Origin of the sequence: Massilia aerilata, assembly GCF_042656905.1 — a bacterium.
Taxonomy (GTDB): Bacteria; Pseudomonadota; Gammaproteobacteria; order Burkholderiales; family Burkholderiaceae_D; genus Telluria; species Telluria aerilata.
In genome coordinates this window covers 224,135-244,319 of the sequence record NZ_JBHSMZ010000026.1, presented here as the reverse complement: position 1 = coordinate 244,319, position 20,185 = coordinate 224,135, and the positions used below count along the sequence as shown (strand labels likewise).

At 67.0% G+C, this 20,185-nt stretch carries 22 protein-coding genes; 7 read left to right on the top strand and 15 right to left on the bottom strand.

Features of this window, described 5'->3' with window-relative positions:
* Window positions 1-148: 148 nt before the first annotated feature.
* The 7 genes from ACFPO9_RS26360 (at window position 149) to lipA (ending at window position 5,927) form a co-directional block, all read left to right on the top strand.
* A complete protein-coding gene (locus tag ACFPO9_RS26360) occupies window positions 149-376 on the top strand; it encodes a BrnA antitoxin family protein (RefSeq protein WP_379777147.1) in 228 nt (75 codons plus the stop codon).
* A 122-nt stretch (window positions 377-498) separates the two neighbouring features.
* Window positions 499-783 carry an HU family DNA-binding protein gene (locus ACFPO9_RS26355; protein ID WP_379777145.1) on the top strand — a complete coding sequence of 95 codons (285 nt, stop codon included), beginning with the start codon at window positions 499-501 and terminating at the stop codon, window positions 781-783.
* 106 nt (window positions 784-889) lie between these two features.
* Window positions 890-1,525, top strand: coding sequence for a LysE family transporter (locus ACFPO9_RS26350; RefSeq protein ID WP_379777143.1), 636 nt, complete (start codon window positions 890-892; stop codon window positions 1,523-1,525).
* A 130-nt stretch (window positions 1,526-1,655) separates the two neighbouring features.
* Complete coding sequence (locus ACFPO9_RS26345; protein WP_379777140.1) at window positions 1,656-3,764, top strand: DUF6600 domain-containing protein; 2,109 nt, start codon at window positions 1,656-1,658, stop codon at window positions 3,762-3,764.
* A gap of 87 nt (window positions 3,765-3,851) precedes the next feature.
* A complete protein-coding gene (locus ACFPO9_RS26340; protein WP_379777137.1) occupies window positions 3,852-4,133 on the top strand; it encodes a DUF493 family protein in 282 nt (93 codons plus the stop codon).
* Between the two features lie 59 nt (window positions 4,134-4,192).
* A complete protein-coding gene (gene lipB, locus ACFPO9_RS26335; RefSeq protein WP_379777134.1) occupies window positions 4,193-4,927 on the top strand; it encodes a lipoyl(octanoyl) transferase LipB in 735 nt (244 codons plus the stop codon).
* Window positions 4,928-4,934: 7 nt separating this feature from the next.
* Entirely contained in the window at window positions 4,935-5,927 is a 993-nt protein-coding gene (gene lipA, locus ACFPO9_RS26330) for a lipoyl synthase (protein ID WP_230026859.1), read from the top strand.
* 143 nt (window positions 5,928-6,070) lie between these two features.
* Here lipA and ACFPO9_RS26325 read toward each other — a convergent pair whose 3' ends face one another.
* From ACFPO9_RS26325 to ACFPO9_RS26255, 15 genes are all read right to left on the bottom strand, one after another.
* Window positions 6,071-7,405, bottom strand: coding sequence for a type II secretion system protein GspD (locus tag ACFPO9_RS26325; protein WP_379777131.1), 1,335 nt, complete (start codon window positions 7,403-7,405; stop codon window positions 6,071-6,073).
* An 11-nt stretch (window positions 7,406-7,416) separates the two neighbouring features.
* On the bottom strand, window positions 7,417-7,746 hold the full coding sequence (locus tag ACFPO9_RS26320) for a hypothetical protein (RefSeq protein WP_379777128.1): 330 nt from the start codon (window positions 7,744-7,746) through the stop codon (window positions 7,417-7,419).
* Complete coding sequence (gene pilO, locus ACFPO9_RS26315) at window positions 7,743-8,309, bottom strand: type 4a pilus biogenesis protein PilO (RefSeq protein WP_379777125.1); 567 nt, start codon at window positions 8,307-8,309, stop codon at window positions 7,743-7,745. The genes ACFPO9_RS26320 and pilO overlap by 4 nt, the downstream gene beginning before the upstream one ends.
* Window positions 8,306-8,953, bottom strand: a complete 648-nt coding sequence (locus ACFPO9_RS26310; RefSeq protein WP_379777123.1) for a PilN domain-containing protein — start codon at window positions 8,951-8,953, stop codon at window positions 8,306-8,308. Before ACFPO9_RS26310 ends, pilO begins: the two co-directional genes overlap by 4 nt.
* A complete protein-coding gene (pilM, locus tag ACFPO9_RS26305; RefSeq protein WP_379777120.1) occupies window positions 8,946-10,070 on the bottom strand; it encodes a pilus assembly protein PilM in 1,125 nt (374 codons plus the stop codon). The genes ACFPO9_RS26310 and pilM overlap by 8 nt, the downstream gene beginning before the upstream one ends.
* 43 nt (window positions 10,071-10,113) lie before the next feature.
* Window positions 10,114-11,010 (bottom strand): DNRLRE domain-containing protein, encoded by an 897-nt coding sequence (locus tag ACFPO9_RS26300; RefSeq protein ID WP_379777118.1) that lies wholly within the window; start codon window positions 11,008-11,010, stop codon window positions 10,114-10,116.
* A gap of 5 nt (window positions 11,011-11,015) precedes the next feature.
* On the bottom strand, window positions 11,016-11,477 hold the full coding sequence (locus ACFPO9_RS26295; protein WP_379777115.1) for a prepilin-type N-terminal cleavage/methylation domain-containing protein: 462 nt from the start codon (window positions 11,475-11,477) through the stop codon (window positions 11,016-11,018).
* Window positions 11,474-11,908 (bottom strand): prepilin-type N-terminal cleavage/methylation domain-containing protein, encoded by a 435-nt coding sequence (locus ACFPO9_RS26290; RefSeq protein WP_379777112.1) that lies wholly within the window; start codon window positions 11,906-11,908, stop codon window positions 11,474-11,476. The genes ACFPO9_RS26295 and ACFPO9_RS26290 overlap by 4 nt, the downstream gene beginning before the upstream one ends.
* Window positions 11,909-11,913: 5 nt before the next feature.
* Window positions 11,914-12,471: a GspH/FimT family pseudopilin gene (locus ACFPO9_RS26285; RefSeq protein ID WP_379777109.1), complete on the bottom strand. Its 558-nt coding sequence runs from the start codon at window positions 12,469-12,471 to the stop codon at window positions 11,914-11,916.
* Between the two features lie 15 nt (window positions 12,472-12,486).
* Window positions 12,487-13,047, bottom strand: coding sequence for a prepilin-type N-terminal cleavage/methylation domain-containing protein (locus tag ACFPO9_RS26280; protein ID WP_379777107.1), 561 nt, complete (start codon window positions 13,045-13,047; stop codon window positions 12,487-12,489).
* Between the two features lie 131 nt (window positions 13,048-13,178).
* Window positions 13,179-14,309, bottom strand: coding sequence for a type II secretion system F family protein (locus ACFPO9_RS26275; RefSeq protein ID WP_379777104.1), 1,131 nt, complete (start codon window positions 14,307-14,309; stop codon window positions 13,179-13,181).
* Between the two features lie 18 nt (window positions 14,310-14,327).
* Window positions 14,328-16,364 carry an ATPase, T2SS/T4P/T4SS family gene (locus ACFPO9_RS26270; protein ID WP_379777101.1) on the bottom strand — a complete coding sequence of 679 codons (2,037 nt, stop codon included), beginning with the start codon at window positions 16,362-16,364 and terminating at the stop codon, window positions 14,328-14,330.
* Window positions 16,361-17,878: an HD domain-containing phosphohydrolase gene (locus ACFPO9_RS26265; RefSeq protein WP_379777098.1), complete on the bottom strand. Its 1,518-nt coding sequence runs from the start codon at window positions 17,876-17,878 to the stop codon at window positions 16,361-16,363. Before ACFPO9_RS26265 ends, ACFPO9_RS26270 begins: the two co-directional genes overlap by 4 nt.
* On the bottom strand, window positions 17,862-18,272 hold the full coding sequence (locus ACFPO9_RS26260; RefSeq protein ID WP_379777096.1) for a response regulator: 411 nt from the start codon (window positions 18,270-18,272) through the stop codon (window positions 17,862-17,864). The genes ACFPO9_RS26265 and ACFPO9_RS26260 overlap by 17 nt, the downstream gene beginning before the upstream one ends.
* Window positions 18,269-20,086: a sensor histidine kinase gene (locus ACFPO9_RS26255; protein WP_379777093.1), complete on the bottom strand. Its 1,818-nt coding sequence runs from the start codon at window positions 20,084-20,086 to the stop codon at window positions 18,269-18,271. Before ACFPO9_RS26255 ends, ACFPO9_RS26260 begins: the two co-directional genes overlap by 4 nt.
* Between the last annotated feature and the right edge of the window lie 99 nt (window positions 20,087-20,185).

Sequence of the window (20,185 nt, the reverse complement as noted above, 5' to 3'; positions counted from 1 at the left end):
CGACTTCTTCACACGGTTCAGACGCGATTTCTGCATTTCATCCCCGGAAATCTGCATCTCGTCGCTTTCCGGAGGAACAGCGGCGACGCCCTACGTATAGTGACAATATTGGCTGCGGTACAGCAGCCTTGCCGACGAAGGAGATGCCATGACCACGAACCTCGCCAATTTCGCAGCCCTCGAACTGCCGATCGCGCCGCGCCGCCGCGCCCGTCCGCCGAAGCGCAAGACCCGCATCACGATCTACCTCGACGACGAGGTGCTGGACGCGTTCCGTTCGCGCGCCGAGAGTACCGGCACCGGCTACCAGACCCTGATCAACGCCGCCCTGCGCACCCGTCTGGCTGTGCAGGAGGCTCCGCTCGCTCCCGCCTGAACCTGCCAAAAACGCAGGAAGCCCCGCCAGCACAGGGCGTACGGCCAACGTACGCCCTGTTTGGACATTACACTGGGCAATTAATTATGCTAATCTTCCGGCTCTTTCAACCCGGAGGATTTATGAAAAAAGGCGAACTGATCGCAGAATTTGCGAAGCGTACCGAAATGTCGGGTGCCGCTGCCAACGAAGCAGTGAACACCATCATCGACATCATCACCGAGCGCCTGAAAAAAGGCGATACGGTCGGTATCACCGGCTTCGGCACTTTCTCGGTCACCAAGCGCGCTGCCCGCAAAGGCCGCAACCCGGCAACTGGCGAAGTCATCAAGATCGCAGCATCGAAGACCCCGCGCTTCTCTGCCGGCGCGACCCTGAAGGGCGCCGTCAACCCGAAGAAGAAGTAAGCCGTACCCTCGCGGCGGGCCGCAGCCCGGCATCCATGCCGGTTGCTGCGCGCCACGCCCGTTTCGCCCTTGCCGTTTCATCCCCCTATTCCTTCCCCGTCCCAGCATGCAGCTCTCCACCTGGATCGCTTTCGTTATCGCCGGCGTCCTGATCGCCATTTCTCCCGGGTCGGGCGCCGTGCTGTCGATGTCGCACGGCCTCGCCTACGGACTGAAAAAGGCCAGCGCCACCGTCCTGGGACTGCAGCTGGGCCTGATCCTGGTGCTGGTCATCGCCGGCGCCGGCGTCGGTTCGCTGGTGCTGGCGTCGGATGCCGTGTTCACCGCCGTCAAGATCGCCGGCGCGCTCTACCTGATCTGGCTGGGCATCGGCCAGTGGCGTTCGAAGGCCCACCCGACCGAGGTCTCGGCGGCCGGCCTGGCGGCCCACCCTTCCTTCGGCCAGCGCGTGCTGACCGGCTTCCTCACCAATGCGACCAACCCGAAAGGCATCATCTTCATGGTCGCGGTGCTGCCCCAGTTCATCTCGAAAGACGGCTCGATGCTGCTGCAGCTGGCGATCCTGGGCGTGACCATGGTCACCATCGACACCACCGTGATGCACGGCTACGCCTTCCTGGCCTCGTCCATGCAGCGCTTCTTCCGCGACCCGCATGCGGTCAAGATGCAGAACCGTTTCTTTGGCGCGGTGCTGATGGTGATGGGCTGCCTGCTGTTCCTGGTGAAACGCGGCCACGGCTGACAGCGCGCTTTACGCTGTGTAACGTCAATAACTCTTTCGCAACGATTTGTAACCGGGGTCCTCTCGTCCGTTTCCCGGCGCGTTGTATGCGCGTATAACCCTAATAAAACAATCCACGCTGGAGACCGCGATGTCCAATTCGATCCTGAAGACGGCCGTAGTGCTGGCCTTTACCACCCTCTCCGCGCTGGCCGTCGCCGCAGATGAACCGCCGGGCCGCGTCGGCCGCATTGCCCTGACCCAGGGCGCGGTCAGCATCGGCGGCGACGTCGGCGGCGAGATGAACCCGGCCCAGGTCAACTGGCCGGTCACCTCGGGCAACCTGGTCACCACGGCGCCCGGCGCCCGCACCGAGCTGCGGGTCGGCTCGACCTCGATCCGCGTGGACGGCGATTCCTCGCTCGAAGTCATCGAACTGGACGACGACAGCATCCGCCTGCGCCTGCACTACGGCAGCGCCAGCGTACGCGTGCTGAATGCGGACGTGCTGCGCGGCTTCGAACTGGTCACCCCGCAGGCGCGCGTGCGCCTGCAGCAGCCGGGCCGGGTGCGCATCGACGCCGAGCGGGTGCGCGACACCAGCGCCATCAGTGTGTTCGACGGCGTGGCCCTGGTCGACTCCGGCGGCTCCCAGCTGACGGTCCGCGCCGGCAAGCGGCTTGACGTCACGGACGACGACATGCGCACCGCCAGCGCCGTGCAGGACGCCTTCGACAGCTGGTCCTTTGCGCGCGACCGCGCCGAAGACAATGCGGCATCAAAGCGCTACGTGACCTCGGAGATGACCGGCTACGAGGACCTCGACCGCTATGGCCGCTGGCAGTCCGACAGCGAGTACGGCCCGCTGTGGACACCGGCCGTGGCCGCCGACTGGGTGCCCTACCGCGACGGCAGCTGGACCTGGATCGATCCCTGGGGCTGGACCTGGGTCGACAACGCGCCCTGGGGCTATGCGCCCTTCCACTACGGGCGCTGGGTCTACGTGAACCGCCACTGGGCCTGGGCGCCCGGCGGCCGCGCCGAACGCCTGGTCTGGGCGCCGGCCCTGGTCGGCTGGGTCGGCGGCGTCGACTGGAACATCACCTTCCGCGACCGCAGCCGCCGTCCGGGCTTCGGCTGGTACCCGCTGACGCCGCACGACCGCTACGTGCCGTCCTACCACGTGTCCGAAGACCGCCTGCGCTGGCTGAACCACCATGTGCGGCCCGATCCGCGCCGTCCGCGCGATTACCGCCCGAATGGACTGACCGTGGTGCCGCAGGAGCGCTTCGGTCCCGGCGGCCGGGTCAACGTGCCGAAGGCGCCGATCGCCACCCTGCCGCCGGCCATGTCGCACAACGGCGCGAATACCGGCATCCCGACCGCCAGCGCACCGCCGGCGCCGCCGGCGCGTCCGCACCGCGGCAACATCGTCGACCGCAATGGCGATGGGCGTCCGGACCGCTTCGATGGCAACCGCGTCGACCGCAATGGCGATGGACGCCCGGACCGGATCGATGGCAACCGTGCGGACCGCAACGGTAATGGCATTCCGGACCGGATCGAGACCGCGCGCGTCGAGCGCGATGGTTTTGCGCGTCCGCGTCCGCAGCAGCAACCGGGCGTCGTCCTGCAGCAGGCGCCGGGCCAGGCCCAGCCCGTGGTGAGCCCGACGCCGCACGCCCCGCCGGGAGCCCAGCCCGTGGTGAGCCCGACGCCGCACCTGCCGCCGGCGCCCCAGCCGGTGGTGAGCCCGACCCCGCGCGTCTCGGGCGCCCCGCAGCCGCTGACCAGCGACAGCCCGGTGATCCAGACGCCGACCAACCAGGGCGGCTGGCAGCGCCAGGAACGCGGCGGCTGGAACGAGGGCAACCGCGACCGGCGCGATGGCCGCGACGGCCGCGCCAACGACGAGCCGCGCCGCGAGCGCCGCGACGACGAGGACCGCCGCGAGCACCGTCCGTCGCCGGCCCCGGTGTCGATGGCGCCGGCCGCACCGGTCCAGCAGGCGCCGGTGATGGTGGCGCCCCAGCCGGCGCCGCGTCCGGTAACCGAAGCGCGCTTCGAGCGCCCGCAGCGCGGCGACAGCGAGCGTGCCCGCGAAGCGCCGCAGCGCATGGCGCCGCCGCCCGCCCCGGCAGCGGCGCCTGCCCCGGCTCCGATGGCGCGTCCTGCACCGCCGCCGGTCCAGGCCAGCGCACCGGCGCGCGCGTCCAACCCGCGCGCCGAGGAACGCAAGCGCGACCAGGACAGCAAATAAGCGCGTGCACCTGAAGCGTGGGCAGCGCCATCGACGCTGCCCACGCGGTGATGCGCGCGATCACAGGACTTTAGCTACAATGCGGGTTTGACAGGAGTGGCCATGGACCCGAAAGAATCCCTCATCGAATACCCCAGCGAGTTCCCGATCAAGGTGATGGGGCCGACGCACGATGATTTCGCCTCGACCATCCACGACGTGGTGCTCGCGCACGACCCATCTTTCCATAAAGGCAAAATGGAAGTGCGCCCCTCGGGCAAGGGCAACTATACCGGCCTGACCGTGGTCGTCGTCGCCACCAGCCGCGAGATGCTGGACAAGCTGTACACCGAGCTGTCCTCCCATCCGATGGTCAAAATCGTTCTCTAAGCAACAGTCAGCAGCAGTAATCGCGGCCTTGCGGGCGCGGGAAATGAGCCTGGCTTATAATGTCGAGGCATCCCATTCCTGTTCCCACAGTTTCCATGCAAGCGAACCGCCCTGCCGGCCCGCTCACCACCAGCCCGCTGATCCGTGAGCTCGGCCGCGCCGATTACGACACCGTCTTCGCCGCCATGCGTGCCTTCACGGACGCGCGCACGCCCGACACCCCCGACGAACTCTGGATCGTCGAGCATCCGCCGGTGTACACGCTGGGCCTCGGCGCCGACCCCGGCCACGTCCTGAATGCGCACGCCATTCCCGTGGTGCAGACCGACCGCGGCGGCGAGGTGACCTACCACGGCCCTGGCCAGGTCGTGATCTACCTGTTGATGGACCTGCGCCGCAACAAACCGGGCGGCAAACTGTATGCGCGCCAGTTCGTGAACAAGATCGAGCAGGCGGTCATCGATGTACTGGCGGCGTATAATCTGGCGGGTGAACGCGTCGAAGGCGCGCCCGGCATCTACATGGCCGAAGGCCGTTGCCGCGGCGCCAAGATCGCCGCGCTGGGCCTGAAAGTGCGCGGCAACGGCTGCACCTACCATGGCGTATCGCTGAACGTGGCGATGGACCTGTCCCCCTTCACCTGGATCAACCCGTGCGGCTATTCCGGGCTGGCCACGGTGGACATGCGCAGCATGGGCGTGGAAGCGCCGCTGGCCGACGTCCAGCAGGCATTGGCGCAGGCCCTGGCCAGCCATCTGGCAACGAACAACCCAACCGAGACCCTAGCGGGGTAAAGAGCACATGACTTCCGAAATCGATACCGGCAACGCCGCAGAAGCTGCCTACAACGCCAGCGCCAAGCAGAAGGGCGCGGACAAGACCTCGCGCATCCCGATCAAGATCGTGCCGATCGAGCAGCACGAGCGCCTGAAAAAGCCGGACTGGATCCGTGTGAAGGCCGCCACCGCCTCTTCGCGCTTCTACGAGATCAAGGACATCCTGCGCGCGAATAACCTGGTCACCGTCTGCGAAGAAGCCAGCTGCCCGAACATCGGCGAATGCTTCGGCAAGGGCACCGCCACCTTCATGATCATGGGCGACAAGTGCACCCGCCGCTGCCCGTTCTGCGACGTCGGCCACGGCCGTCCGGATCCGCTGGACGTCAACGAGCCGGGCAACCTGGCCAAGACCATCGCCGACCTGCGCCTGTCCTATGTCGTGATCACCTCGGTCGACCGCGACGACCTGCGTGACGGCGGCGCCGGCCACTTCGTCGAGTGCATCACCAAGACCCGCGCGCTGTCGCCGAACACCAAGATCGAAGTGCTGGTGCCGGACTTCCGCGGCCGCCTCGAAAAGGCCCTGAACATCTTCGCCGACGGCCTGCCGGACGTCATGAACCACAACCTGGAAACCGTGCCGCGCCTGTACAAGGAAGCGCGTCCGGGCGCCGACTACCAGCACTCGCTCGAGCTGCTGAAGCAGTTCAAGGCCAAGTATCCGAGCGCCGTGACGAAATCCGGCCTGATGGTGGGCCTGGGCGAGACCGACGAGGAAATCCTCGAAGTCATGCGCGACATGCGCGCCCACGACATCGACATGCTGACCATCGGCCAGTATCTCGCCCCGTCGAACTCGCACCTGCCGGTGCGCCGCTACGTGCACCCGGACACCTTCAAAATGTTCGAAGAGAAGGCCTACGAGATGGGCTTCGTGCACGCGGCCGTGGGCGCGATGGTGCGTTCTTCGTACCATGCGGACCAGCAGGCGCATGAGGCGGGTGTGGCTGCCTGATTCATCGTCATCCGCCCGCATTCATTCGTCGCCCCCGCGAAGGCGGGGGCCCAAGTTTGCTTGCGTTTCGACTGCTTAAGCAGAACTTGGGTCCCCGCCTGCGCGGGGACGACGTAACTGGCGCGGGAACGACGTGACTTAAGTCAGCGCAGCTTCTGCGGCGCTTCCATTTCCTTTTCGATCTCCCTACCCGTTTGCTCGATCCGCTCGATCGTCCGCGCATCCGCCTCGTCCGGATGCGTGCTCACGATGCGCGGCGTGATCAGGACGATGGTCTCGGTCGAGCTGTTGATCTCTTCCTTGTTGGCGAACAGGTTGCCGATGGCCGGGAGGTCGCCGAGCAGCGGCACGCCGTTGCGGCGCTTGCCGGCGCTGGCCTTGATCAGGCCCGCGATCAGGATCGACTGGCCGTTCTCGGCCACCAGCTGGGTGCTGACCTCGGTCGTCTTCTTGGACGGGATCCCGCCCAGCACCGAGCCCGAACTCACTTCCGGGCGCACGCGCAGGGTGATCCTGCCGTCGGCGTCGACGGTCGGCACCACGCGCAGGATCACGCCGGTTTCCAGGAACTGGATCGACTCGCTGGTGACGTTGTTGATGGTCGTGGTCAGGCGGTAGCCGAGCTTGTCGCCGATATTGGTCGAGGCTTCCTGGTTTTCCAGCGTCAGCAGCTTGGGCGTGGCCAGGGTGCGCACGCGGCCCTTGTTGCTGAGCGCATTCAGGTAGACCTCGACGTTCTTGTTCACGTAGTTGAAGAACAGCCCGGGATTGGTCGGGTTCGTGAGCCCGCCGATGCCGATGCGGTTGGTGCCGTCGGCGCTCAGGATCTTGCTCCAGTCGATGCCGAAGGTCTCGGTGTCGTCCAGCGTGATCTCGAGGATCTTCGCCTCGATCATGATCTGCTGCGGCTGCGAGTCGATCTCGCGCAGCAGCGCCACGATCCGCTTCATGCCTTCCGGCGTATCCTCGACCACCACCATGCGGCGCCCCGGCATCACCGTCACCTTGCCGCCGCGGCCGACGTGCTTGGCGAGGATGTCGGCCACCAGCTGCGGTTCCGAGTACAGCACCTTCAGCGCTTTCACTTCCATCTGCGCAGGCGCCGGTCCTTCCGCGGCCGCCTGGGCCGGGTTGACGATCATGTAGCCGTTGTCGCGCGCGATCACCTGGAAGCCGCCGGCTTCGGCGATCGCGTAGATGGCCTGGCGCGGCGTCATGTCGTACAGGCTGACGGCGACGTTGCCGCCCACGCCCTTGCCGAGCACGATGTTGATGCGCTCGTGCCGCGAGATCATCTCGAACAGTTCGGCGATCGGCGTGTCGCGGAACACGAAGGAGCTGGCGCCGCCGGTGCCGGCGGCAGCGGGCGCGCCGTTGGCGCCGGGCGTGGCCGGTGGGCTGAGCGGCGCCTGGCCGGTGGCGGCGTGCGCGCCGGCGATGGCGCAGGCTGCCGCCGTCGCCAGGAATAGTCGTTTCATGCTCGTCTTCTTCATTTGTAGTCGGTCCGCTCCAGCGCCAGTTCGCTTTTCGCGCCGCCCCTGGTGGCCAGCGTGACGCTGCGTTCGCGTATCTTGACGACCCGGTAGTCGCCGAACCATTCGCCTTCCGCCAGGATGTGGCCGCTGATGTTGGCCAGCGACTGGTCGGGCGCCACCATGATCGCGCGCAGTTGCGGCCGCACAGCCGGTTCGGCCGGCGCCTGGGCTTGCGCATCCGCGCGGATCGGCGCGGGCAGGGCGGGGCGGGCAAACGGATCGCGCCCGGCCTGCGCCGGCGCGGCGGCCAGCATGGCCAGGGCCGCGAGGGTCAGGTATTTCATGGGTTCTTCTCCTGCGGCCGGAATGCGGCGATGCGGACTTTCATGTCGACCTGGCCGGGCGCCTGCGCCGCATGCATGTCGAAGCTGGCGATCGACAGGCCGCCAGGGGCTTTTTCGATGGCCTGCATCCACGCCAGCAGGTCCGCATAGCTGCCGCTGGCATCGATGTCGAAGCCGGCCTCGGTGAAGGACAGGACCTGCTGTTCCGGCGCCGGCTGTGCGTGGTGCAGGCGCAGGCCGTGGGCCTGGGCCAGGGCGCCGACTTCGCCGAGCACGCTGACGGCTTGCTGCGTGGTGCTGCGTCCTGGAACGCCGCCGGCGCGCTGCACGAGTGCGCGCGTGTCGGTGTCGAGGGCGGCCAGCTGCGCGGCCAGCAGGCGCGGATCGCCGGCCGCCGTTTCCAGGGTCGCCTGCTCGGCGCGCACCGTGCGCAGGGCCGCCAGCGGCGCGCGCAGCGCGTAGAACCACAGCGCGGCGGCGACGATCAGCAAGACACCGCCGGCCATCAGGTGCAGCTGGCGCGCCGGCATGGCGCCGGCCTTGCGGAGCCAGTCCTGCTTCATGGCGTCTCCTTGCGTTTGACCAGCGTCGCGGCGGCGCCGAAGGCCACCGCGCCGCCTTCTTCGGACGTCGCTTCGCTGCTGTTCAGGAAGCGCACCTGGCCCAGCGCCGGGTGCGCCGCCAGCGCGCCCAGGAAGTCGGTCATCGCGCGATGGTCGAGCGCCTGGCCGGACAATTCAACATGGCTGGCGAGCTGCCAGGCCTGCGGCTGTCCCTGCGCCTGACTGGCGCGCACGGTTCCCGGCGGCAGCGGCGAGGGCAACGGTTCGCGCAGCGCTTCCCGCGTGCGGCTGAAGCGCAGCTGGTCGATCCAGACCTTGTCGTTGAGGGTGCCGTCCAGCACACGCGCCAGGCTGGCCGTGTCGCCGGCGCCGCGCAGCAGCGCCAGCGCGTCGACGTCGCCGGCCAGGGCGTCCTTGCGCTGCTGCGCGCCGATCAACCGGGTGCGCAGCGTGCCGGCCAGCGCCGAATCGCTGCGCATGCGTTCAAGCTGCGGCGTTTCGACCGCCACGCGCCAGCGCAGCAGCAGGCTGGCGGCGCCGCCGGCGGCCACCAGCAGCGCCAGCGCGGCGCCGTAGGCCGCCAGCGTACGCCGCACCCGCTGCGCATCGCGGTAACTGCGCGGGATCATGTCGATATCAGCCATGGCTTCTCCCGCGCAGGGCCAGCCCGGCTGCCAATGCAATGCCCTGCGCGACTGTAAAGGTGGGTGTGAAAGCGGGCGCCGCGCGGAAGGCGCGGAAGGGATCGAGGATCTCGACCGGCAGCCGCACCAGCTCCTCCATGCGCGGCCGGATGTGCGGATAGCGCGCCACGCTGCCGTTCAGGTAGACCCGGCTCAGCGCGCTGCCGCGCGTGCGCGAAGCCACGTATACCTGGGTGCGCACCAGTTCTTCCGCCAGCGCGGCGAATTCCTGGTAGAGGATTTCGCGGATCGTGCGGCCGATGTCGGTCTGCGGCCCGGCGCCCGGCTGCGGCACGCGCTCGGCGCTGCCGACGCCATGCTCGTGCAGCAGCGTCAGCGCCACCTCGGGGCTCAGGCCGAGCGCCCGCGCCAGCTTGTCGACCAGCTGGGTCTCGCCGAAGTCGACCTCGCGGTCGAGCATCAGGCGGCGGCCCCAGATCACGGTGAGGAAGCTCTTGCTGGCGCCGAAGTTCACCAGCAGGACCGACTGCTCGTAGTCTTCCTGCATCGCCGCCAGCAGGCGCGCGATGGCGGCCGGGCCGATATCCAGGGCCACCGGCTCCAGGCCGGCGCCGCGCAAGGCGTCGAGGTAGGCGTGGACGTGCGCGTTCGAGGCCACCGCCGCCAGCACCTGGCGTTCCGAACTGGATGCATCGGCGCTGCGCACCTGGTAATAGTCGACCACCGACTCGAGCGCGGCGGCGCCGAGCTGGTCACGCACGACCCGCGCCACCGCCTGCTGTTCGTTCTGGCCGGCGGCGACGTGCACGGTCAGCGGCAGGATGCGCACTTCGGAGGGCGGCAGCGCGGCCACCACGCGCCGTCCCGCGAAGTCGCCGCCGGCCAGCGCCTCGCGCACGAGGCTCTTCAGGGCGCGCGGATCGGCCAGCAACTGGGCGCGTTCGAGCGGGTAGGGGACCGATACTGCGGCGCGCACCAGCGGCGCCGCGTTGGCCTGCGCGCCGTCGTCCTCGATCTGCAGCATGTTCAGGCGCTGGGCCGCGAAGTCGACGCCGATCGGCGCGCCGGACTTGCTGGATGCCGCCTTCCCGAACAGGGTACGCAGGCTCGCCATCATGCGGACCTCTTTTGCGGCTGGACGTAGCGGATAGAAGGATGTTTCATGAGCAGCGGGGATAATAGCGGACGACGAGTTTCGGGCTGTTGGCGCTTGCGTCGAAGCTGGCGAAGTGCGCCTCGAGCAGGCCACTGGGCTTGAGCAGCAAGCCCTTGTCCTTGTCGACGCTGTGGTCGACCCAGCCCTGCACCAGTCCGTCGATGGGCAAGGGATAGGTGGTGTTGCCCGCAATGGCGACAGTCGCTACCGGCGTGGGCACATAGTCGCCGCCGGGTGTGGTCCAGGGCGAGGTCCAGGTAGCGCCCGCCCCCCAGTCGTGCAGGACCTGGTGGGCGCTCAGTGAACGCGGCATTTGGGTCGACTTGCTGTCGGTCTGGGTCAACTGCAGTTGCGCAGTGATGATGGACGAGTTGTCCAGGCTGCCGGAAATCGGAAACCGGAGCAGCGCGTGCGACTGGCCGTCGGTGGTTTCGAGATACTTGAGAGGCCCCTGGCCGGTGGTCACGCCGAGCGTGATCGAGGTGTCGTTGCCGCCCGAGGAGTCGACGGTGGCGTCTTTTGCGCCCGTGAGGTCGAAGGTCGTCAGTGCCAGCTTGTCCACGGCATGCACGGTGCCGCGGTCGGTCGTCGCATTGAGGCTGACTTCGAGCGTGTTCTTGCCTTTCTGGTCGATCAGGCCGGCGACGATGCTTCCACCGGGGAGGGCGACCGCGCCGAAACCGATCTCGCTCTTGCAGCCGCGCTTCTGATTTTGCCATTTGGCCAAATTAACGCCGGCCTCGGCCAGATAGCGCGCCACCTCGATGTCGTAGCGCGCGTCGATATTGGATACGTCCATGCTGCCTTCGCGCGTCATCGAATAAGCGATGGCGCCGACGATGGCCAGCGTGAGCGCCACCGGCAGCAGCACCAGCCCGCGCTCGCGGCGCGGTGTGCGCACGCCGCTCACGGCAGGCTCTCCATGCGCACGGCGATGCTGGCGCTGGTACTGGCATTGCCGCGCGCCAGGGCGAGCGTGACGATCAGGAGCGGTTCGTTGCTGGTGACGACGGGCGCGTCCAGGCTGAACGTTTTGACGGAATCGGCCAGCACGTAATTCACGCCGCCGACCTGCTCGATCAGGCTGCCGTTGCTGACGCTGTAGACGGCCGGCTTGAGCCATTCGCTGGTGGCCTTGCCGGCCACCAGGTTGGCTGGGTCGGTAATGCGGATGCGCGCGGCGATGCGGTTCAGGGCGAAGTCGGCGTCGCGTTCCAGCACGGCCTGGTCGCTGACCGCACCATCGGCGGCATATGCCGTCTGCAGCATGGGCAGCAGCGGCAGCATGATGAGCGCAGTGATGGCCAGCCCGAGCAGCAGCTCGACCAGGCTCAGGCCATGTTGGTGGATGTGCGGCCTGGTGCTCATCGCGACACCAGGGTGGTGAAGGAATACGTGCCGTCCGGCGAGGAAACGTTCACGTACAGCAGGGCCGACTCGAGCCGCCAGCTGGCAGCGCTGTTGTCGAGAAAGACCAGCGACTTGCCGTATTCCCATTCGGACTTCGCGATATAGACCCTGCGCGCGAGGCAAGCAGCATCCGCCGGGCGCGAGTAGGACGAGGGCGTGTCCTTGCCGAGCGCGGCGTTCGCGAGATTCGGATAGGGTTCTGCGAGGACGGTTTCCATCATGCTTTTCATGCAGCGCAGTTCGCGCGCCTTGGCCGCGCCGATCGTGGAGGCGGCGATGCCGTTCCGCACCGCCTCGGCCAGCGGTACCGCGCACAGGGCCAGCACCGCGACCGCGACCAGCACTTCCACGAAGGAGAAGCCCCGCCGGCGCCAGCCTGTCAAACGCATCTTGTTCAAAACGTGACCCTGCCGGTGACCGCCGCGACTTTCACCACGCGCTGCACATTGCCATGGCGGAGCGTCACCGCGCCGTCGCTGAGCAACGGATGCAGACCCTTGGGGTCGCGCGCATCGATATACGCAGGGGTGCCGTCCGGGCCGAAGGCCGCATAGCTGGTCGTGCTCTTGTCGTACTTGAAGACCGCGCCGGCGATGGCCGCACCGGCCGGGCCCTTGCCCAGGGCTAGCTGGTAAGGCAGTTTGTCGACCGGATGCAGCACGGGATTGGCGGTGTCTTCGCTCACGGCGCCCGAGGTCGTCAGCCGGTAGATCCGCAGGGATTGGTTGGCGGTGTCGAAATTGACGACGTGCCAGGCATTGGTGCGTTCCGCTTCACGGCGCGCGAAACGCAGCGCGCTGGCGACCTCCCCGGCGGCGGCATCGACGGCCGCCGGCGACACGGTAAACGCCCGAGGGATCGCTATCGCTGCGACGATGGCGATGACCGCAACGACGATCATCGTCTCGATCAGCGTCACACCGGCGTGCCGAAGGGCAGGGCGATGCGGCACGTTGCTTATGTTGTTTTATTTTTCCGACAGCTTGGTCTTGCCGTCGCGCATGACCTTATCCGAATTGATCTGGAGTTTGCCGTTCAGGTTGACGAAGCGCCAGCCCTTGGTGGTGGTCGCGTCGGCCAGCTTGTCGGTGTCGCTGGTTGCAATGGCGACGTCGGCGGAATTCGTGACCGGCTCGACAGGAATCGCGCGCATGTACGGCCCGTAGCTGTAGCCCGGGTCCGCGGTGCTGCAGGCGTGGCCGGTAAGGTCGGTAAACATCGTCATCTGTTCGGTGAACGTGCCCGTCTCTCCATCTTTCCCCGCGCCAGCAGTTCCTTTGCACTCCGGCGCAGTGCCGGTAGCAGCAAACTTGCTCGGGTAAGTATTATTGTGCTGCACGCGATACAACTCGACCGCCGAACGCATGGTCGTCAAATTGGCGATGGCCGCCGATTCCTGCGCATCGCCGGAAGTATTCGAAAACTGCGGAATCGCAATCGCCGCCAGAATCGCAATGATGATCACGACGATCAAGAGTTCGATGAGGGTAAAGCCTTTGGCAGCGCTACGGCGGAGAATAGTGGTCATCATCATTTTTCTAGTTAAATGGATATAAAGTTTGCAACCCGGCAAAGCCTTAATCAAGTGCAACAAAGAGTAACATGAAGATCTGCCACTTATATTGCTCAATTACACTAACCATTGGAAATTGTGGTTTTTTAATGCACAGCCCGTGACATTTTGAAAATCGGCAGGATGATCGACGTGACGATCGTCCCCACCAGCACCCCCATCACCAGCAGCATCACCGGTTCCGCCATTTTCGCCAGCTGGTTCAATTGGCGCGTCAAATCGCGCTCGTAGAAGTCGGCGACCCGTCCCATCACGCGCCCCAGCGTGCCGGTTTCCTCGCCGGTGGCGATCATCTGACGCACGCTGGTCGGGATCAGGGCATTGTCCTTGAAACCCGCGGCGATCCCTTTGCCCTCGGTGACCTGGATTTCCAGCTGCCCGATGAAGCGGCGGAACTCGGCGTTCGGGATCACGTTGCGGCAGGCGTCCAGGGTCGCCAGGATGGTCACGCCGCGCTCCAGCGAAATGCCCATCACCCGCATCAGGCGGGTCAGGTAGATCTTGATGAAGAGGTCGCGCACACCCGGCACGCGCAGCTTGAGGCGGTCGAGGCGCTCCTGCATGTCGGGCCGGCGCAGCGCGCCGACCGCCGCCACCAGCAGCGCCAGCACGCCGCAACCGAGCGCCAGGCCGTGCCCGACCAGCAGCTCGCTGGCGCCGATCAGGAATTTGGTGGTGAAGGGCAGCTCCGCGTAGATCGAGCCGAACATCACCGAGAACTTCGGGAACACCACCACCAGGATGAAGATCACCACCAGGATCGAGAACACGATCAGGAAGCCCGGATAGGACAGCGCCGAGACGATGGTGCTGCGCAGCTTTTCCTGCTTTTCGTCGAGCTCGACCAGCTGCTCCAGCACTTGCGGCAGGAAGCCGCCGGTCTCGCTGGCGCCGATCAGGTTGATGTAGGTGGGCGGGAACAGGTCGGGGTGCTTCACCAGGGCTTCGGAAAAGCGCTGGCCGCCGACGATGTCGGTGGCGACTTCGCCGATGATGCGTTTCAGGCGCGGCTTCGTGGCCTGTTCTTCCAGCACCTGCAGGGCATCGTGCAGGGCGACGCCGGTTTCCAGCAGCAGCGCCAGGCGTTCGGTGAACGAGATGCGGTCGGCGCTGCCGACCCGTCCCTCGGACGGCGTGAGCCAGGAAACCGTGCGCGCGCCCGGCTTCTTCGGAGCCGGCGCGGCCGCAGCGGGTAGTTCATCCCATTCGATCGCCATCTGCTTCCCTTCTCATTCCTAGAGCGAGTGCACGACCCGCGCAATTTCCTCGGGCGTGGTGTCGCCGGCGAAGGCGCGCTCCATGCCGTCGGTGTACAGGTCGCGGTGGCCGATGCCGGCCACGTGGCGCGCCATGTCGTCCTTGCCGGCGTCCGCCACGATCATGCGCTGCAGGTCGGCGCCCACTTCGAGCAGCTCGTAGATGCCCAGCCGGCCCTTGTAGCCGGAGTCGTAGCAGGACTGGCAGCCGCGCCCGCGCTGCAATTTGAGGTTGCCCTCGCCGCGCCAGCCGTAGGCGCCGGCGGTTCCTGGCGGGACCAGGTAGCTGGTCTTGCACGAAGGGCAGACGCGGCGCACCAGGCGCTGCGCCACCACGCCGATCAGCGCCGACGACAGCAGGTAGGGCTCGACCCCCATCTCGACCAGGCGCGCCACCGCACCCAGGGTGTCGTTGGTGTGCAGGGTCGTGAGCACCAGGTGGCCGGTGAGCGCGGCCTGCACCGCGATCTCGGCGGTCTGGCGGTCGCGGATCTCGCCGATCATGATGATGTCCGGATCCTGGCGCAGCACGTGCTTGAGGATCTTCGGGAAGGACAGGCCGATGGCGTCGTTGACCTGGTTCTGGTTGATGATGTCCAGCTGGTACTCGACCGGGTCCTCGATCGTGACGATGTTCTTCTCGATGCTCTTGAGGTAGTTGATCGCGGCATACAGGCTGGTGGTCTTGCCGCTGCCGGTCGGTCCGGTCACCAGGATCAGGCCATGGCTGCGGCCCAGCAGGCGCTTGAAGGAATCGACCGTGTTGGTGCTCATGCCGAGCTTGTCGACGTCCAGGATCGACTGGTTCTTGTCGAGCACCCGCAGCACCACCTTTTCGCCGTAGATGCCGGGCAACGAGGAGAAGCGCAAGTCGACCGAGCGGCCCTGGGTCATCACCTGGATGCGGCCGTCCTGCGGCAGGCGGCGCTCGGCGATGTCGAGATGCGCCATCACCTTCAAACGCGAGACGATCGACGGATGCAGCTCCACGCGCGGCGACATGACCTCGTACAGGACGCCGTCGATGCGCAGGCGGATGCGCGCCTTGTTGCGCGAGATTTCGATGTGGATGTCGCTGGCGTTGTCGTGGATCGCGCGCTGGATCACCGCGTTGACCATGTTGATCACCGGGCTGGCGCCGGCCATCTCGTCGATCTGGGTGTAGTCGTCCGGGATGCGGTTCTCGACCAGTTCGAGGTCGTCGGCCTCGCTGTGCACGAAATCCGGCAGCGCGCCGCCGTAGGCGTCGTCGCGCATGCGGTTGATGTCGGCCGGCGGCGCCATCGCCACCCGTACGCGGCAGCCGGTGCGGGCGCGGATCTCGTCGATGCTGTGCACGGCCTGCGGCTCGCCGGTGGCGACCGTCAGCGTGTTCTCGACCAGGAACAGCGGAATCACGTTCAGGCGCCGCGCCACTTCGCGTTCGAGCAGCGACACCGCGGCCGGGTCGTACAGGCCGGTGCGCAGGCTGACGAAGGGCAGCTCGAGCTGCTCGGCCAGGGCCTGGAACAGCGCGGCTTCCGACAGCCACTTCTTCTCGACCATGATGAAGCCCATGCGCTTGCCGGTCTGCTCCTGCAGGCGCGCCGCTTCCGCCACCTGGTCCGCATTCACCACACCGCGCTCGACCAGGATGTCGCCCAGCTTGGGCTGGCCGCCGCTGCGCGCGGGCCGCGGCGGGGCCGGCTGGGCGTTGGGCGCCGCGTCGTACAGCGCCACCTGCTCGGCCACGCCGGTCACGTTCATCACGTCCATCAGCAGCGGGCTGGGATAGGCCAGCTTGAGCCAGCCGCCCAGCGCCGCCAGCCTGGCCGCGGTGCGGGTCATCAGCTCCAGCGCGCGGCCCGACAGCAGCGGCACCTTGCCGAGGTCGAGCACGATGGTGACCTGGTGGTGCGCGATGCATTCCGCCACCGCTGCTTCGACGGCCTCGATGGCGTCGCTCGCCACCAGCGCCATCGCCGGCGCCAGGTAGGTCATCGAGCCGATGCGGCTGCGGGTGACGCTGTCGGTCATGCCGCGACCGGGGTGCGCTGGATGTTGAAGCGCGCGATCCACTCCGGTTCGAGGGCGCAGACTTCCTCGAGCACGCGGACGATGGCGGGATCGAGCTGGACACCCGCCACGCGCGCGATTTCCGCCATCGCGACCTCGTGGCTGCGGCCGGCGCGGTAGGCGCGCGAGCTGGTGATCGAGTCGTAGGTGTCGGCCACCGCGATGATGCGCGCGTTGAGCGGGATGTCGGCGCCCTTCAGCCCGTGCGGATAGCCGGTGCCGTCGAATTTTTCCTGGTGATGGCGCGCGCCTGGCACCGCGCCCTTCAGGCGGTCGATGTGGCGCAGGATCTCGTAGCTGCGCTCCGGGTGCACCATGATGAAGGTGTATTCGTCCTGGGTCAGGCGGCCCGGTTTGCACAGCACCGCGTCCGGAATGCCGATCTTGCCGACGTCGTGCAGCAGCGAGCCCCAGAACAGGTCTTCGAAATCGCGCGCGCCGAGGTTCATGGCGCGCCCGATTTCCATCGAGATGTAGTGCACGCGTTCGGAGTGGCCGCGGGTGTAGGGATCCTTGGCCTCGACCGCCTCGATCAGGGCGTTCGCCATCTGCTCGTTGAACTTGCGGGTCTCGCTCAGCATGCCGTACATGCGCGACAGGCTGGATAACTGGTTGGCCAGCAGTTCGCCCAGCTTGCGGTCGCTGTTCGAGAAGTCGGGCTTGGCCAGGTGATTCGCCAGCACCAGGATCGCGACCACGCTGCGGTCGTGGATCACCGGGCAGCACAGCAGCTTGAACGGCAGGTCCGTGAAAATATAGGCGCGGCGCGGATCCTTGACGTCGTTGATGACGATGGGCGCGCGCGCCGAATGCGTGAAGCGGTACAGGTCGCCGCGCATCTCGACCAGCACCAGGTCCAGGTTGTGGATCGGCGCCGACAGGTTGGTCGCGTGCACGCACAGGTCTTCGCCCGGCTTGACGAAGGCGGCGACGTCGGCGTCCATGTGCTCGGCCCAGCTTTGCAGCAGCTTCTGGAACAAATCGGCGCCGGGGTCGAGCTGCTGCACCTGCTTGTCGATGGCGTACACCAGGTGCAGTTCTTCGTAGCGCTCGGACAGTTCCAGCGCCATGCTGTCGAGTTCGACCTTGGACGAGATCTCGTCGGCGATGCCGGCGGCGATGTCCTCGAAGGTTTCGGCCAGCACGTCCCACTCGGCCGGCGCCTGGGCCGCGAAGGGCACCCGCACCGCCAGATAAGCGATCACCATGCCGCGGCCCTTGACCGCCATGTAGAGCAGGGTGTCGCCGCCGGCGTCGTGGCGCTGCAGGCCATCGCCGATGCAGGGCCATTCGAAGCCGTCGGCGCACAGCGCTTGCAGCGAGGCGCCGAGGCCGCGTTCCGGCGCGCTTTCCCAGACCGCCGCGCCGGACGGCAGGCACAGCGCGAGCTCGTGCTCGGCGCCGGTGATGCGGCGCAGCCAGCGCGCATACCGCGCCATGTCCAGACTGTTCAGGGCATCAGCTTGCGCTTGCATCGGGGGTCTCCTGCTGGGTGGGTAAGGCAGCGAAATGGCTGGCCAGGCGCGCCACCAGCTGGCGCGGGCTGAGCGGCTTTTCGAGGAACTCGACCTTGGCGAGGCCGCGCACCCATTCGCGCTCGGCGCTGGCGGTCATCGAGGTCATCACGAGGATGGGGAAGAGTTTGTCCGGATAGCGCTCGCGCACGGTGCGGCACAGGTCGCGGCCGTTCATGCCGTCCATCTGGATATCGCTGACCATGACGTCGGGGAGTTTTTCGGCGATCTTGGCGAGGGCGTCAAAGCCGTCGGCGGCGCTGTGCACCTCGTAGCCTTCGCGCTCGAGCATCAGGCGCAGCACGCGGATCACGTGGGCCTCGTCGTCGACGATCAGGATGGTGCGCTTGCTCATAAAACGTGGGCTCCCTCGGCCAGCGCCGGCATCTTTTTCAAATGGATCGAGAACACGCTGCCGTGTCCGGGTTCACTGTCGATCGTCAGGCGGCCGTGGTGCAGCTCGACGATCTGGTTGGCCAGGTACAGTCCCAGGCCATGGCCGCCGCGCTGGTCCGGGCCAGTTTCGCGCACGCGGAAGAATTTCTCGGTCACGCGCGCGCGGTCCTCGGGCGCCATGCCGATGCCGCTGTCGCGCACCGCCACCACCACGTCGCCATCGGCTTCGTCGGCGGCCAGCACCACATTGCCGCCCGGCTTGTTGTACTTGATCGCGTTGTTCAGCAGGTTGTTCAGGGCGATGCGGAACAGGTCCTTGTCCACCGACACGGCGGCGATGTCGCGCGCCATCTGCAGCTCGAGGCGGATGCCCTTGGCCTCGGCGCGCGCGCGCGCCTGCTGCGATGCGTCGCGCAGCAGGTCGTCGAGTTTGACGCGGTGGCGCTCGGGGCGCATGCTGCCCATTTCCAGCTTGCTGACGTTGAGCAGGTTGTTGACCAGGGAGCTCATGCGCTCTACCTCGTCCTGGATCACGTTGATCGCCTCGACCCGGATCGCCGGATCGGATTCGCCGGCATCGGCCAGCATTTCGCCGTACATGCCGATCACGTTCAGCGGCGATTTCAATTCGTGCGACACGTGGGCGACGAAGTCGTTGCCGGCCTGGCGCGCGAGGTGCTCGCGGGTGGCGTCGCGCACCACCACCAGGGTGCCGTAGACCATCGCATGGCCATGCAGCGCCTGGGCGGTCACCCACAAACGCTTGTCCGGCACCAGCGCCGGGCTGAATTCGATGGTCATCTGGCTGCGGTTGTCCGGGCCGGCGCTGCGGAAGCGCGCCAGCATCGCGCGCAGCTCGGGGTCGCGGCACCAGGTGTCGAGCGGCTGCGACAGGACCTCGGCCACCGACACGCCGAGCAGCGGCTCGATCTTCCCGGTGGCGAAGGTGACGTCGCCGGCCTGGTCGAGCACCAGCATGCCGTCCGGCAGGCAGTGCAGGACCGCCTGCATCTTGTTGCTGTTGTATTCCAGCAGGCGGCTGCTGGCCATGTTCGCCACGTTGTCCTGCTCCAGCTCGTGGATGCGGTTGCTGGCCTGGTCGAGATAGCGATTCAGCTTGGTCGCCAGGCCGCGCACGTCCTGGTCGGCCTGCACCGCGGGCAGCATGGCCGGCTGGCGCGCGGCGATGGTCGCCAGCTGCTCGCCCAGCGCGGCCAGCGGCGCCATCTCGCGCTTGATCGTCAAATAGATGAGGGGCACCAGCAGGAACATGGCCAGCGCGATCAGCGCATAGAACTGCAGGTCCTTCATGGCCGCCATCGGACGCGGCTCGAAGTAGCCGATGCGCACCTGCAGGCGGCCCTCGGCGCTGGCGAGCGGGCCGCGGAATTCGCGGATCGCGCGCTGGTCGCGGGCCGGATCGACCAGGCGCTCGTCGAAGCCGGTCACCGCCAGCGGCGCGGCGGGCGGCAGGATGACGCCGGGACTGGCGACTTCGGCCAGGTTGCGGCCATTTTCGGCGCTCAGCGCGGCATAGGCGAAATCCGGATTGTCGCGGTAGGCCAGCACCGAATCGAGCACGCCGGGATGGGCCGCGCTGGGCGCCAGCACCGAGGCCGGCAAGGCCGCCAGCGAGCGCACCATGCCCAGGCCCTGCGCGCGCACCTGCTCCGCATGCTGGCTTTGCTGGCGCTGCAAGAGCAAGGCCATCACGAGCGCGATCACGGCCAGCGACGATACGACGAGTATCATGCCGATCCGGTTGTTTTTCATGGAAGAGTCTCCTGCGCGCCTTGGTGGAACGCCAGACTATAGTTGAAAATTTCTTATTGGAAAATAATATTCTGGTTCCTGCTTCTATTCCCGGCAACT

Bases quoted from the DNA above. Each gene is read 5' to 3' on its own strand.
- lipB (WP_379777134.1), top strand. From the start codon at position 4,193: ATGTCGAGGCATCCCATTCCTGTTCCCACAGTTTCCATGCAAGCGAAC.
- ACFPO9_RS26360 (WP_379777147.1), top strand. From the start codon at position 149: ATGACCACGAACCTCGCCAATTTCGCAGCCCTCGAACTGCCGATCGCG.
- ACFPO9_RS26320 (WP_379777128.1), bottom strand. From the start codon at position 7,746: ATGAAATACCTGACCCTCGCGGCCCTGGCCATGCTGGCCGCCGCGCCG.
- lipA (WP_230026859.1), top strand. From the start codon at position 4,935: ATGACTTCCGAAATCGATACCGGCAACGCCGCAGAAGCTGCCTACAAC.
- ACFPO9_RS26275 (WP_379777104.1), bottom strand. From the start codon at position 14,309: ATGGCGATCGAATGGGATGAACTACCCGCTGCGGCCGCGCCGGCTCCG.
- ACFPO9_RS26295 (WP_379777115.1), bottom strand. From the start codon at position 11,477: ATGAGCACCAGGCCGCACATCCACCAACATGGCCTGAGCCTGGTCGAG.
- pilM (WP_379777120.1), bottom strand. From the start codon at position 10,070: ATGATGGCGAGCCTGCGTACCCTGTTCGGGAAGGCGGCATCCAGCAAG.
- ACFPO9_RS26325 (WP_379777131.1), bottom strand. From the start codon at position 7,405: ATGAAACGACTATTCCTGGCGACGGCGGCAGCCTGCGCCATCGCCGGC.
- ACFPO9_RS26290 (WP_379777112.1), bottom strand. From the start codon at position 11,908: ATGCGTTTGACAGGCTGGCGCCGGCGGGGCTTCTCCTTCGTGGAAGTG.
- ACFPO9_RS26255 (WP_379777093.1), bottom strand. From the start codon at position 20,086: ATGAAAAACAACCGGATCGGCATGATACTCGTCGTATCGTCGCTGGCC.
- ACFPO9_RS26270 (WP_379777101.1), bottom strand. From the start codon at position 16,364: ATGACCGACAGCGTCACCCGCAGCCGCATCGGCTCGATGACCTACCTG.
- pilO (WP_379777125.1), bottom strand. From the start codon at position 8,309: ATGAAGCAGGACTGGCTCCGCAAGGCCGGCGCCATGCCGGCGCGCCAG.
- ACFPO9_RS26350 (WP_379777143.1), top strand. From the start codon at position 890: ATGCAGCTCTCCACCTGGATCGCTTTCGTTATCGCCGGCGTCCTGATC.
- ACFPO9_RS26260 (WP_379777096.1), bottom strand. From the start codon at position 18,272: ATGAGCAAGCGCACCATCCTGATCGTCGACGACGAGGCCCACGTGATC.
- ACFPO9_RS26310 (WP_379777123.1), bottom strand. From the start codon at position 8,953: ATGGCTGATATCGACATGATCCCGCGCAGTTACCGCGATGCGCAGCGG.
- ACFPO9_RS26355 (WP_379777145.1), top strand. From the start codon at position 499: ATGAAAAAAGGCGAACTGATCGCAGAATTTGCGAAGCGTACCGAAATG.
- ACFPO9_RS26265 (WP_379777098.1), bottom strand. From the start codon at position 17,878: ATGCAAGCGCAAGCTGATGCCCTGAACAGTCTGGACATGGCGCGGTAT.
- ACFPO9_RS26345 (WP_379777140.1), top strand. From the start codon at position 1,656: ATGTCCAATTCGATCCTGAAGACGGCCGTAGTGCTGGCCTTTACCACC.
- ACFPO9_RS26280 (WP_379777107.1), bottom strand. From the start codon at position 13,047: ATGACCACTATTCTCCGCCGTAGCGCTGCCAAAGGCTTTACCCTCATC.